This window comes from Streptomyces acidiscabies, from assembly GCF_020010905.1.
GTDB classification, from domain to species: domain Bacteria; phylum Actinomycetota; class Actinomycetes; order Streptomycetales; family Streptomycetaceae; genus Streptomyces; species Streptomyces acidiscabies.
Genome location: NZ_JAGJBY010000001.1, coordinates 5,085,624 through 5,098,223 on the forward strand (window position 1 = coordinate 5,085,624; position 12,600 = coordinate 5,098,223).

The 12,600-nt window shown below is 72.1% G+C and carries 9 protein-coding genes; 4 read left to right on the top strand and 5 right to left on the bottom strand.

What is annotated here, in order from left to right:
* Positions 1 to 341: 341 nt before the first annotated feature.
* Positions 342 to 1,712: a phenylacetate--CoA ligase family protein gene (locus J8M50_RS23085; protein WP_010356023.1), complete on the top strand. Its 1,371-nt coding sequence runs from the start codon at positions 342 to 344 to the stop codon at positions 1,710 to 1,712.
* A gap of 6 nt (positions 1,713 to 1,718) precedes the next feature.
* Here J8M50_RS23085 and J8M50_RS23090 read toward each other — a convergent pair whose 3' ends face one another.
* The 5 genes from J8M50_RS23090 to J8M50_RS23110 all read right to left on the bottom strand — a co-directional run bounded on the left by J8M50_RS23090 (position 1,719) and on the right by J8M50_RS23110 (position 7,978).
* Entirely contained in the window at positions 1,719 to 2,645 is a 927-nt protein-coding gene (locus J8M50_RS23090; protein WP_141655607.1) for an esterase/lipase family protein, read from the bottom strand.
* A 159-nt stretch (positions 2,646 to 2,804) separates the two neighbouring features.
* Positions 2,805 to 4,142 (bottom strand): crotonyl-CoA carboxylase/reductase, encoded by a 1,338-nt coding sequence (gene ccrA / locus J8M50_RS23095; RefSeq protein WP_010356019.1) that lies wholly within the window; start codon positions 4,140 to 4,142, stop codon positions 2,805 to 2,807.
* Positions 4,139 to 6,382: a beta-ketoacyl [acyl carrier protein] synthase domain-containing protein gene (locus J8M50_RS23100; RefSeq protein ID WP_010356017.1), complete on the bottom strand. Its 2,244-nt coding sequence runs from the start codon at positions 6,380 to 6,382 to the stop codon at positions 4,139 to 4,141. Before J8M50_RS23100 ends, ccrA begins: the two co-directional genes overlap by 4 nt.
* 6 nt (positions 6,383 to 6,388) lie before the next feature.
* The gene (locus tag J8M50_RS23105; RefSeq protein WP_010356016.1) at positions 6,389 to 7,657 is read right to left on the bottom strand and encodes an acyltransferase domain-containing protein; all 1,269 of its coding nucleotides are present in this window, start codon (positions 7,655 to 7,657) and stop codon (positions 6,389 to 6,391) included.
* A gap of 105 nt (positions 7,658 to 7,762) precedes the next feature.
* Entirely contained in the window at positions 7,763 to 7,978 is a 216-nt protein-coding gene (locus J8M50_RS23110; RefSeq protein ID WP_010356015.1) for a DUF5988 family protein, read from the bottom strand.
* 166 nt (positions 7,979 to 8,144) lie between these two features.
* Between J8M50_RS23110 and J8M50_RS23115 the strand changes: the two genes are divergently transcribed.
* The 3 genes from J8M50_RS23115 (at position 8,145) to J8M50_RS23125 (ending at position 12,569) form a co-directional block, all read left to right on the top strand.
* On the top strand, positions 8,145 to 8,693 hold the full coding sequence (locus J8M50_RS23115; RefSeq protein ID WP_029184171.1) for a hypothetical protein: 549 nt from the start codon (positions 8,145 to 8,147) through the stop codon (positions 8,691 to 8,693).
* A 240-nt stretch (positions 8,694 to 8,933) separates the two neighbouring features.
* Complete coding sequence (locus tag J8M50_RS23120; protein WP_010356013.1) at positions 8,934 to 9,650, top strand: HAD family hydrolase; 717 nt, start codon at positions 8,934 to 8,936, stop codon at positions 9,648 to 9,650.
* Between the two features lie 69 nt (positions 9,651 to 9,719).
* Positions 9,720 to 12,569, top strand: coding sequence for an aminotransferase (locus tag J8M50_RS23125; protein ID WP_010356012.1), 2,850 nt, complete (start codon positions 9,720 to 9,722; stop codon positions 12,567 to 12,569).
* The last annotated feature ends 31 nt before the right edge of the window (positions 12,570 to 12,600 follow it).

Below are 12,600 nucleotides of genomic sequence, written 5' to 3' on the forward strand. Positions count from 1 at the left end.
ACATGTCGATCATCGTCGACCAGTTGCGGCAGGTGCCGAATAAGCACCGACCATCATGCAGGGTCACAGTTCAAACGGCAACGAGGTGCCGGGTCCTACTGGGCGGAATAAGACATTCCAGTGGCCTTCCGTCATAAATGACGTGTGACCGGTCGGCTTTTCTGGCCTATTGATCCGGGTCGAATTGAGGGAATGGCGATGCGTTCGTCTCCCGGCCTGACCGGGTGTGAAGGTTCTGTGAAGGATGGGAGGGGTGGGAAGTGGCCGGATCCGTTCAGTGCGCCGCCGCCCCGCAGGGGTACCCGCCACTCCCCGAAGGAACAGGGAAGGAGCGAGAGACGATGACAGAGAACACCCTGTGGCTGGATCTGGACGCCCGCCGGGCACGCGGGCAGGGCCCGGACGCCATCGCCCGCCGGCAGCGCGAACGGCTGGCGCGGACCGTGGCCCACGCCCGCTCCGCGTCGCCGTACTACCGCGAGCTGTACCGCCACCTGCCCGAGCACGTCGCCACCACACGAGCACTCCCCGTCACCGGCAAACAGGAGCTGACCGAACACTTCGACGACTGGGCCACCGACCGCGAGATCACCGCCGACAAGGTCCGCGCCTTCACCGACGACCCCGACCGGATCGGCCGCCGCTTCCTCGGCCGCTACCTGGTCGCCACCACCTCGGGCACCAGCGGCCGACGCGGCGTGTTCGTCCTCGACGACCGCTGCCTGCACGTCGGCTCCGCGGTCCTCTCCGCCGCCCTCACCTCCTGGCTGGGCCCCCGCGACCTCGCCAGGGCCGCCCTGCGCCGCGGCCGTTTCGCCCAGCTCGTCGCCACCGAGGGCCACTACGTCGGATACGCGAGCTACTCCCGCACCCGCAGGGAAGGCGGCCTGCGCGGCAAACTCGTCCGCGCCTTCTCCGTCCACGAACCGACCGAGCGCCTGGCCGCCGAACTCGACGCCTACCGGCCCGCCTTCGTCATCGGCGCCGCCGGCACGATCATGCTGCTCGCCGCCGAACAGGAAGCCGGCCGCCTCCACCTCGACCCGGTCCTCGTCCAGCCCGCCGGCGAGACCCTGTCCACCGCCGACACCGACCGCATCGCCCGGGCCTTCCACGCCCCCGTACACATGGCGTACAGCGCCACCGAGTGCATCTACCTCAGCTACACCTGCGCCGACGGCTGGTACCACCTCAACGCCGACTGGGCCGTCCTCGAACCCGTCGACGCCGACCACCGCCCCACCCCGCCCGGCGAGTTCTCCCACACCGTGCTGCTCACCAACCTCGCCAACCGCGTCCAGCCGGTCATCCGCTACGACCTCGGCGACAGCGTCATGCTCCGCCCCGACCCCTGCCCCTGCGGCAGCCCCCTGCCCGCGCTCCGCGTCCGAGGCCGCTCCGGCGACATCCTCACCTTCCCCACCGGCCGGGGAGCCGACGTACGCCTCTCCCCCCTCGCCCTGAGCAGCCTCTTCGACCGGGTCCCCGGCATCGAGCTCTTCCAGGTCGAACAGACCGCCCCGACCACCCTGCGCGTCCGCCTGGAGACGGCCCCCGGCGCCGACGCGGACACCGTCTGGCGGACCTCCCGCGACGAGCTGACCCGCCTCCTCGCCGACAACCGCCTCGACGACGTCACCGTGGAACGCGCCGACGAACCACCCCACCAGACCCCCGGCGGCAAGTACCGCACGGTCGTCCCCCTGGACTGACCCCGCTCACCTCGCGTACGGCCGCAACGGCGGCTCCTCGGCCGCCCACGGCCTGCTGCGCACCAGGATCTCGACGGGGAACGCCAGGAAACCCGGCAGCGCCGCCACCGCCTCCGCCGTGTTCAACGGCATGACCAGCCGCGCACAGTCCGCGGAACCGACCCGGGCCGCATCCGCCGGACCCGGATGCCCGATCGCGTCGGCGACCAGGTCGTAGCTCACCTGATCGACCGCCATGGCGACATGGCCCGGCCACGGCCGCCCGGGACACACGTCCTGGACCCCGATCCGCGTGGCACCCGGCAGCACCGGGGGACCTCCGTCGGCCACCACCGACTCGTCCGCCGTCGAATAGACCGTGGTGTACGAGGGACCGGCGGGCATCGGCGTGCCGTTCGCGGTCAGCGCCCTCGACCAGTTCGAGTCACGCGCGAACTGGAACACCGACGCCGGACACCCCGTCACCCCGCCCAGCGGCAGACATCCACTCGCGAGCCGGGTCCCCTGGAACGGAGCACCCAGCGTCACCGCGTCGTCCACCTTCCCCGCCAGATCGGGCCAGAACCGCAGCGCCCACGCCACCAGCAGCCCGCCCTGACTGTGCCCGACCAGGTCGACCTTGCGGCCCGTGCGCTCCTCGATCACCCGCACCGCGTACACCACGTACTCGACGGACTCCTGCATGTCCCGCAGACCACGCCCCGGCGGATCGACCCAACATGACGGATGCCCGGCCCTTTTCAGCTCGGCCGCATAGTTCCAGGCGAAGTTCTCGTACCCTGTGAGGCCGGTGGCCGGAACAAACAGGACGGTGGGACCGTCGCCGCCATCGGGTTCACAGTGCAGCGCCGCCGCGAGTTCGGCCACCGGCGTTTCCAGAGGCGGTGACAGATCGCTGTCCGCGCGCGCGACGGGCGTCGAGAAAACAGCCAAGGACAGGATCGCAGCCGCGAGACGGCCGACCGCCGGGATAAACCGCACACGAACCTCCGACAACGAGAATACGAAAACCCGGCAAGAGGCCTCGCGGGATTTTCTCCTACGACACCGATAACGCCGACGGCGAATTCCGGACCGGCCCGGAAAACGCCGTCAGAGCACCGCGCTCTCCTGGAAAAGATCTATCCGCTCCCGTTTCCGGGCCCGCAGATCCGGATCACGCACCCCCAGCCCGGGCCGGTCGGCCAGACAGAGCACACCCACCTTTCCCTGATGCACGTTCGACGAGACCGCGTGCGTCGCCTCCCCCACGCCGTCCAGGGGATACGTCCGCGACAGCACCGGGTGAATACTGCCGCGCACGACCAGCTCGTTGGCGGCCCACGCCTCGCTGTAGTTCGCCATGTGCGAGCCGACGATCCGCTTGACGTGCATCCACAGGTGACGGTTGTCGTAGGTGTGCTGGTAGCCGCTCGTCGACGCACAGGTCACCACGCACCCGCCGCGCGCCGCGACCATGACGCTCACCCCGAAGGTGTCCCGCCCGGGATGCTCGACGACGATGTCCGGGTCGTCCCCCGCCAGCTTGCGCACCGCGCCCCGGAACCGGCTCCACTCGCTGAGCCGGGGCCGCTCCTCCTCGTCCCAGAACACGAAGTCCTCCGCCGCCCGGTCCACGACCAGCTCGGCCCCCATCCGGCGGCACAGCTCCGCCTTCGCCGGCGACGACACGACACAGACGGGGATCGCCCCGCCGTTCAGGGCCAGCTGCGTCGCGTACGCGCCGACACCGCCCGCCGCACCCCAGATCAGCACCCGCTGCCCCTGCTTCATCGCCGCCCCGTGATGGGACACCAACTGCCGGTACGCGGTGGACAGTCCGACCCCCAGCGACGCCGCCTCCTCCCACGTGAGGTGCCCCGGCTTCGGCATCAGCTGGTTCGCCTTGACGAGGGAGATCTCCGCGAGCCCGCCGAAGTTCGTCTCGTACCCCCACACCCGCTGCCCCGGATCGAGGAGCGTGTCGTCGTGCCCGCCCGGCGTCTGGAGATCCGGCTGGAGACAGTGCGCGACGACCTCGTCCCCCGGCTTCCACTCCCGCACCCCCGCCCCGGTGCGCAGCACGATCCCCGACAGGTCGGAGCCCAGGACGTGGTACGGCAGATCGTGCCGCGCGCCCTCCGGCGAGAGCTTGCCGAGGGTGCGCAGGAACCGGAAGGTCGGGACGGGCGCGAACAGCGCCGACCACACGGTGTTGTAGTTGATCGAGCTGGCCATCGTCGCGACGAGCACCTCGTCGTACGCGAGTTCAGGGGTCGCGACCTCCTGCACATGGATCGTCCTGCGGGGGTCGCGCTGCTCGACGGGCGTACGGGCGAGGGCGCGCTGGTCGGCGGCGAGGGTCACGGCGGCCCGGTAGCTGTCCGGGACGTCGCACGCGGCGACGGCGAAGGGGTCGTCCGCCGCCGCGGCGGCACGCAGTCGGCTCATCGGCTGCTCCTTGTCTGCCGGCGGAGGGTGATCACGGGTCCCGGCTCGCCGTCCGCCGGTCCCACCGAGGTCTCGGCCGCGTCCGCGTGCAGGGCGCGCAGCACCGCGAGGACACCGTCGGCGGCGGCGAACGTCTCCCCGGCCACAGGCGCCCGACGGGGCGCGCGCTGCCAGGCACTGCCGAGGCGGGTGAGGGGAACGAGGCCGTGCGCACGGGCCACGGACTCCCGGGCCAGCGCCAGCAGGAACGCCCCCTCGGCGACGTCCCCGAGCCCCATGAAACGCGCGAACTCCGGGCGGCTGTTGGCACTGACACCCAGCACGAGCGCCATGTCCAGCTCACCGTGGGCCAGTTGCCGGGCCGCGACATGGACGGCGGTGAACCCGCTGTCCACCAGCATCGTGACCCCGCCCAGGTCGTACCGGTTGGCGATACGGGCCGCGACGACGTTCGGCAGGATCCCCGGCAGTGTGTCCTTCGTCGTCGGCGGGGTCACCGCCCGCAGCCCGGCGACGTACTCGGCGAACGCCGCCCGGTCGGCGCCCTCCAGCAGCGCGTCCAGCTCGGCGGCGTGGCAGCGCACGAGGTTGTCCGACGCGGACGGCTGAGGGCCGGACGCCGCCGCGACCACCCCGGTCGTGGCCCGCACCGGATCCCACAGCTCGCCGTGCTCGGCGCCGAACAGCGCCGTCACCCGCAACGCCATCAGCTGGCCCGCGTCGGTGGCCCGCACGGTCGGCGGCGGCAGCCGGACGTCCGGGAACGGCGGCGCCGGATACCGGTCGCCGAACGTCCGCGGACCCGGCAGCACACCACCGCGCAGCCATCGCGCCACCTCCCCGGGCCCCGGATCACCGGGAAGATGCGCGGTCCAGGCGAGCACGACCACCGGATCGGCGTCCGGCACCGGACGCGACGTAGGCACCTCGGCCCGGTCGGCGATCAGGAGATGCCCGTTGGTCCCCCCGAACCCGAAGGCGGAGACCCCCACGACACGGGCCCTGCGCCGGTCCTCGGGCCACGGGACGTCGGTGACCGGCACCCGCACCCGGTCCGCGTACGGCGCACTCGCACCGAACGAGGTGAACCGGGCCTGCGCCGGGATCGCGCCCTCCCACAGCGCCGTCAGCGCCTCGATCACCGAGACCACCCCGGAACTCCAGGCGCTGTGCCCCAGCAGCGACTTGTTCGACCCGCACCACACCCCGCCCGCGCCCGTGGCGCCGGCCAGCGTCCGCAGCTCGACCGCGTCCCCGACCGAGGTCCCCGTCCCGTGCGCGAGCACCCAGTCCACGTCGTCGGCGGACACCCCCGCAGCCCGCCGGGCCCGCTCCAGACACCGGCTCTGCCCCACCGGGTTCGGCGCGTAGATCGCCGTACCCCGGCCGTCCGACGACCCGCCGAACCCGAGCAGCACCCCCAGCACCGGATCACCGTCCTCGACGGCCCGCTCCAGGAGCTTGAGGACGACGACGCCCGCGCCGTCGGAGAACAGGGTGCCGTCGGCGCGCTCGTCGAAGACACGGACGTCCTCCCCGGGACTGAGCCCGCGCAGCTTCGCGAAGGTCACGTTGTAGCGGGGCGTCACCGCCGACACACCGCCGCAGACGGCGAGGTCGCAGGAGCCGTCGAGGAGCCCCAGGACACCGAGGCCGATCGTGTACAGCGACGACGAGCACGCGGCGTCGACGACCGCGAACTCGCAGTCGGCGGGCAGCAGTCCGGACGCGGCGCTGCGCGCGATCCGGTCCGGCAGGGTGTCGCGCGGCGGACCACCGCCGTACACCAGGGACCGCAGCCGGTCCGCGGCCTTCGGGTCGGTGTGCCGGCCGGCGACCGCCTCGGCGAGGACCGCGCGCTCGGCGCGGTCGCCGATGAGGGAACTGGTGCCGACGTAGTAGGCGTACCGGTCGGTGGCGCGGACGGCGACGTCCGTACGCGCCTGGAGGAGGCAGTGCCGCAGCCACAGCGCGGTGCGGTCGGCCTCGTCGTGGACACCGGCCGCGATCTCCCCGGCGAGCACGGGATGCGGCCGGAAGTCGTGCAGGAAACCCGAGGTACGGGTGTAGCAGCGGTCCTCGGCGGCCGGGTCGGCCGACCAGAAGGCGTCCAGCGGATAGCGGTCCGCCGGTTCCCCGAACACGGGCCGGCCGCCGCGCAGCAGCTTCCACAGCTCGTCCGGGTCACCGGCCCCCGGGACGGCGATGCCCATGCCCACCACGGCGACGCCTGCCGTCATGGCCGGTCACCGCCGCTCGGGAGCGGAGAGCGTCTCGTCGCGCAGCAGGCCGGTCACGAGCGCGGCCAGGTCGGCGACCGTGTCGTAGTCGCCGTTGTCGGCGACGTGGAACAGGTGCTGGAGGCCGTAGCGGCGCAAGGAGCGCTCCAGGAGCTCGGTCATGCCGAGGGAGTCGACCCCCAGATCGGCCTGGAAGTGGGCGTCGTCGGTGAGCGTCTCCAACGGGTACTCCAGGAGCTCGGCACAGACGGCGCGGACCGTTTCGAGGACCTCGGGGTCGGCCGCCGTCGCCATGGACGCCGCCGTCGCCGCCGGGCCCAGGGAGTCGAGCCGGCCCGACAGATCGGGTGCCGTCAGCGCCTCGCGCAGCGGGGCCACGGTGAGCGCGGCGGGCAGCGTCCCGGAGACCAGCCGGGTCAGGACGTCCAGCGCGCCGCACTCCACGTACGCCGTGACCCCCTCGGCGTCCAGGGCGCGCACGGCGTCGTGGAAGCGCACCGGGCGCGTCATGTCGTCGACCATGAGCGCGACGACGTCGTCCTCACCGGTCAGGAAGCGGCCGAGCCCGTGGGAGTAGCAGAACCGCTCGCGGGGCGCCGCCATCGGGACGCTGGGCAGCCTCTGCGCGTAGGCGGCGCTCGCCTTCGCCAGCACCGGGACGTGGAAGGGGAGGACGACCTTCAGCCGGGAGGTACGCAGACCCGCGGCCCGCGCCGCGTCCCACACACGGATCAGGTCCCCCTCGGCGCCGCTGACCACCGACTGGCCCGGCGCGTTCACGGACGACACCGCGACCGTCGAGGCGTGCACCGAGGCGATCAGCTCCTCGGCCCGCTCCGGATCGGCCTCGACCGCGACCATGCCGCCCGCCGGCGGGGGCGCCTCCCGCAGCGCGGTATGCCGTTCGCACACGGCCCGCACCGCGTCGCCCGGTGTGAGGACACCGGCGACGGACAGGGCGGCGAACTCGCCCAGGCTGTGCCCGACGACATGGTCGGCCGTCAGCCCGTACCGGGACTCCAGGAGCGCCGCCAGCGCGAGGGACGTCGCCACAGTGGCGACGTCCATCCGGTCGGGGTCGGACTTGAGCAGCACCCCCAGGGAGGGGGCGTTCGGGGAGAACAACAGGGGCCGGACGGGTTTGACCCCGTACTCCGCCGCGGCCTCGTCGATCTCCGCCACCTGATCCGAGATCAGGTCGGTGTCCGCGCCGAGACCGGCGAACACGCCCGGGAGGTACGACCCTTGGCCGGGGAACAGCAACGCCACCCTCATCTGGTCATCCTTTCGACGCGTCGAGCCTAGGAACGGGGCACTGGAGCGTCTGCCCCTAAAACGCGGGGGTGCACCCCTAATTGACAGTGGGGTTTCCTGTTCCCGCTACTCGGCCACGTACGTGTGCCGGCTCCAGATGAACACCACCAACTCCCGCCCCTGCTCACGCACCCGGCGGGCGGTCGGCTCGAAGTGCTCCCAGCGGTTCCCGTTCAGCAGCCGGAACTTCCTGCCGGTGTCCGGCAGATACCGCAGCCGCTCCGTGTCGGGGAGGAACTCCGGACCGCCGGTCAGGAGGGCATTGGGCTCCTGAGTCACCATGGATGCCACCTTCCGTCGTCGGAACCTGCGAGGAAGTGCACCATCCCGCCGACGGCCGTGGGGGACTCCCGGCGGAAGGTAGGGGGGCGCGGGACCGGAGTTAGGGGTCCCGGCACCCGCCGGGGTGCGATGCTGGCGGACCAGGACGCATCGTGGGGGTCTGCCGATGAGGGCGCAAGACGCGGTGACGATCGCCGCCGCCGTGCTGGTTCCCGTCGTGACCGCGATCGCGGGCGTGGTGAGTCTGCTGGCGCAGGACCGGCGGGTGCGCCGGTCGCGGGACGGCCGTCGTCGGCTGGCCTTCGAGGACGCGACGCGACAGGTGGCCTTCGCGGCCGAGTGGCTGAAGGCCAAGCAGCTGACCGCCTCCACACCGGAAGCACTCCACGACCCGGCCACGGTGGCGAACCGCTGGCTGGACGAGGCAGCCGCACGGGTCTCCGCGGCCGAGCAGCCCCCCACCGGCGAGGAACCCTACGTCTCGGTCAGCAGACTGCTGCTGCTCTACCGGCTGCGCCGCCGGTCCGCGAAGGCCATCCGGATCTGCTTCTACGCGGCACTGGGCTTCATGGGCTTCGTGGTCATCGCCATGCTGAACGACGCGGCAAGCCGCCGAACCGTCGGCTGGAACGTATCGCTGCTGGTCCTGACCGGCGTACTCGCGCTGCTCCTGCGCTTCTGGGCCGTCTCGACGGACTCCCGGGACCAGAACTGACACGTCAGCTGTCGTGGACCGACCCGCACAGGCGACCCCGCATCGTGCGGCGCCCCAACCGGCGCGCACACCGACGCCTCGACCACAGGGGCCGTGCGCTGGGCGCTCACCGGCCGTGACGAGTGCTACCGGCGCTCACGTCGCGGACTTCGGCACACCAGTGCACCCGCGAGGGACGGCGACGGCGGGATGCGGCGCGTGAGGCCGGGGCAGTCAACGGAGGCACCTTTCGGCCAACTGATGAAGGACACCTGGAACATGCTCCGGTTGGCGGTACTGGATCTGGACGGCACTCTCGTTCCCGGCTTCGCGGCGCTGGCGATGACCGAGGCGCTGCTGGACGTCCCGGGCGCGGACCCGGCTGCCGCGCGTGCGGCGATCGCCGCGATCCACAGCTATCAGGCCCGCGAGATCGACCACGAGGAGTGCGCTCGCCGTTTCCACGCCGGATACGCGGCGACGGTACGGGGCGTGCCCCCGCAGGCCCTGGACCGTGCCGGCCGGCTCGCGTGGGAGCAGGTGGGGCGTGAACTCCACCCTTTCGTACGCGACTTGATCGCGTTGCTGCGGGCGCGTGGCCTCACCGTGTGCCTGCTGTCGGGCAGCCCTCACCAGGCCGTCCGGCAGGCCGCCACCGATCTCGGTATCGACCCCGACCGGGCCTGGGGAATGACCTTCGCCACCGGCACCGGACCGGCCCTCGGCCTGCGCGGAGCCAAGCGTGCTGTGCTGCGACGGGTGGAGGCGGCCACTCCGGTCGACTGGGCGCATTCCTTCGCGCTGGGCGACTCCGCCTCCGACATCGAGGTCCTCGCCCTCGCCGGTCACCCCGTCGCCTTCGAACCGGACCCCCAACTCCGCACCGCCGCCCTGGCCAACGGCTGGCCCATGGCCGACCGTGACACGGTCCTCGTCGAGACCCGGAGGGCGCTGACCGCCTCGGCCGATCACGGTTGATACTGGCCTCGACAGGAACCAGCCGATCCGACGTCCCGCCGTCGGGCCGCGCACAGAGCGGAGCACTTCATGACCCTCCCCGACGAGGAGTGGCTGGTCCGGCCCATGCCGGTGATCGACGAGACGGCGGTCACCGCACTGCTCGCCGAACGGTTCGGTGTCCAGGGGGACTTGAAGGACCTCGGCAGCCAGCAGGACCGCAACTACCGGGTCGGCGCGTACGTCCTGAAGATCGCGAACCCGGCGACGGCGGTCGGCGCGCTGCGCGCCCAGTGCGCGGTGACCGAACGGCTCGCGCAGGCGCTGCCGGACGTACGGCTGCCCCGGGCGCGCGCCGGGATCGACGGGGACGTCATCCAGTGGCTGCCGGTGGGGGAGGAGCAACTCGCCTGCCGGCTCCTCGAATACGTCCCCGGCGAGCCCATCATGGACAGCCGCTACCTCGCCCCGCCGGTCGTCGCCCGCCTCGGCGAACTCGCGGGCCGCGTGGTGACGGCGCTGGCCACCGCCGAGCCGGTCGAGCCGGAGGCGGGACGGCTGTGGGACCTGTCGTACGCCGCCGAGGTGATCGAGGCGCTGGCCCCGCGCATGGCCGACCAGGAACGCGCCGCACGGGTGACCGCCGCCGCGCGGGCCGCCTGGGCGGCGGTCGAGCCGTACGCCGAGAGCCTGCCGGTGCAGGTGATCCACGGCGACCTCACGGACAACAACGTCGTCTGCGACACGGGGGCGGACGGCCGCCCGATGCCGGTCGGAGTCATCGACTTCGGTGATCTGGGGCCCGGTTGGGCGGTGTCGGAGCTGGCGGTCGCCTGTACGTCGGTGCTGCACCACCATGGCGCGGGGCCGGTGTCGGTACTCCCCGCCGTGGAGGCGTTCCGCGCGCAACGGCCGCTGTCCGACGCCGAGTCGACGGTCCTGTGGCCGCTCGTGGTGCTGCGGGCCGGGGTGTTGGTGGTCAGCGGACAGTACGACGCTTCGCTGGACCCGGGGAACACGTACGCGTCGGACGCGCTCGAACGGGAGTGGGCGATGTTCGAGGCGGCGGTGTCGGTGCCGGTGGAGGTGATGACGGCACTGCTGGCGGAGGGTACGGCAGTTGGGGCCGTGCGCGGGCATCGGCTGCTGCCGGGGTTGCCGGACGACGTCCCTGTGCTCGACCTCTCCGTGCACAGCGACGACCTGCACAGCGGGCGCTGGCGCGAATCCGGCATCGAGGCGGGGCTCGCCGAGGGGTACGGGGCGGCGGTGACCCGGCACGGGGAGTTCAGGTTGACGCGGGCGGGCGGGGACACGTGCGCGCTCGGTGTCGAGGTGTACGGGGAAGGGGAGTTGGAGGTGCGGGCGCCCTGGGCTGGAACGGTCACGCGCACGGCGGACGGCGTCAAGCTCACTGGCGACGGTCCCGCCCTCTTCCTGGGCGGCGTCGACTGCGTACCGGGTCCGGTCGGAGCCGGAGACCTCCTCGGCACCGCCTCCGGCCACCTCCACGTCCAGCTCTGCACCCTCCCCGAAGCTGCCCTTTCTGAAGGCACCCACCCCGACAGCCCCCACCCGCCTCGCTTCGCCCCCGCCGAACTGGCCCCCGCCTGGCTGAAGTTGTGCCCAGACCCCACCTCCCTCCTCCTCACCACCCCCCACCCCGGACAACCCGAGACCCCCCTCCTGACCCGCCGCACCCAAGCCTTCGCCCCCGTCCAGGAGCACTACTACACAACCCCGCCCCGCATAGAACGAGGCTGGCGCCACCACCTCTTCGACACCGAAGCCCGCCCCTACCTCGACATGCTCAACAACGTCACCATCCTGGGCCACGGCCACCCCGCCCTCGGCGACGCGGTCCACCAGCAGTGGCGCAAGCTCAACACCAACTCCCGCTTCCACTACGCCTCGGTCGTCGAACTCTCCGAACGCCTCACGGAGTTGCTCCCCGAGGAACTCGACACCGTGTTCCTCGTGAACAGCGGATCGGAAGCGGTCGACCTGGCGCTGAGGCTCGCCTGGGCGGCAACCGGCAGACAGGACACCGTCGCCGTCGAAGAGGCGTACCACGGCTGGACGTTCGCCGGCGACGCCGTCTCCACCTCGATCGCCGACAACCCCAACGCCCTGACCTCACGCCCGAGTTGGGTCCACACGGTCGCGGCCCCCAACTCCTACCGGGGCCGCCACCGGGGCGAGGACGCCCACCGGTACGCCCCGGAGGCCGCAGCGCGCATCGCCGCCGTACGCCCCGGCGCGTTCATCTGTGAACCCTTCTACGGCAACGCGGGCGGAATGCCCCTGCCCGACGGCTACTTGGAGCAGGTCTACGCGGCGGTCCGCGAGGCCGGTGGCCTCTGCATCGCCGACGAGGTCCAGGTCGGCTACGGCCGGCTCGGCACCCACTTCTGGGGGTTCGAGCAGCAGGGCGTGGTCCCCGACATCGTCACCGTCGCGAAGGCGATGGGCAACGGACACCCCCTCGGCGCGGTCGTCACGCGCCGCGAGATCGCCGACGCCTACCGCACGCAGGGCTACTTCTTCTCCTCGGCGGGCGGCAGCCCCGTCAGCTCGGTGGTCGGCCTCGCGGTCCTGGACGCAATGAGGGACGAGGGCCTCCAGGCCAACGCCCTTGAAGTCGGCGGGTACTTGAAGGAGCAGCTCCGGCAACTCGCCGACCGGCACGAGCTGATCGGCGCCGTCCACGGCTCCGGCCTCTACCTCGGCGTGGAGTTCGTCCGCGACCGTACGACGCTGGAACCGGCCACCGAGGAGACCGCCGCGATCTGCGAACGCCTCCGCGAACTCGGTGTGATCATGCAGCCGACGTCGGACCGGCAGTGCGTGCTGAAGATCAAGCCGCCGCTCTGTCTGACCCGGGACGACGCGGACGTGTTCGTCGCGGCGCTCGACGACGTCCTCACGCACGGCTGGTGACGAGGGTTCCCAGAACGGCCGCGCCGCCGGT

Excerpts from the sequence above, each read along its gene's own strand:
- J8M50_RS23085 (WP_010356023.1), top strand. The coding sequence starts at position 342 with ATGACAGAGAACACCCTGTGGCTGGATCTGGACGCCCGCCGGGCACGC.
- ccrA (WP_010356019.1), bottom strand. The coding sequence starts at position 4,142 with ATGAGCCGACTGCGTGCCGCCGCGGCGGCGGACGACCCCTTCGCCGTC.
- J8M50_RS23100 (WP_010356017.1), bottom strand. The coding sequence starts at position 6,382 with ATGACGGCAGGCGTCGCCGTGGTGGGCATGGGCATCGCCGTCCCGGGG.
- J8M50_RS23105 (WP_010356016.1), bottom strand. The coding sequence starts at position 7,657 with ATGAGGGTGGCGTTGCTGTTCCCCGGCCAAGGGTCGTACCTCCCGGGC.
- J8M50_RS23110 (WP_010356015.1), bottom strand. The coding sequence starts at position 7,978 with ATGGTGACTCAGGAGCCCAATGCCCTCCTGACCGGCGGTCCGGAGTTC.
- J8M50_RS23115 (WP_029184171.1), top strand. The coding sequence starts at position 8,145 with ATGAGGGCGCAAGACGCGGTGACGATCGCCGCCGCCGTGCTGGTTCCC.
- J8M50_RS23120 (WP_010356013.1), top strand. The coding sequence starts at position 8,934 with ATGAAGGACACCTGGAACATGCTCCGGTTGGCGGTACTGGATCTGGAC.
- J8M50_RS23125 (WP_010356012.1), top strand. The coding sequence starts at position 9,720 with ATGACCCTCCCCGACGAGGAGTGGCTGGTCCGGCCCATGCCGGTGATC.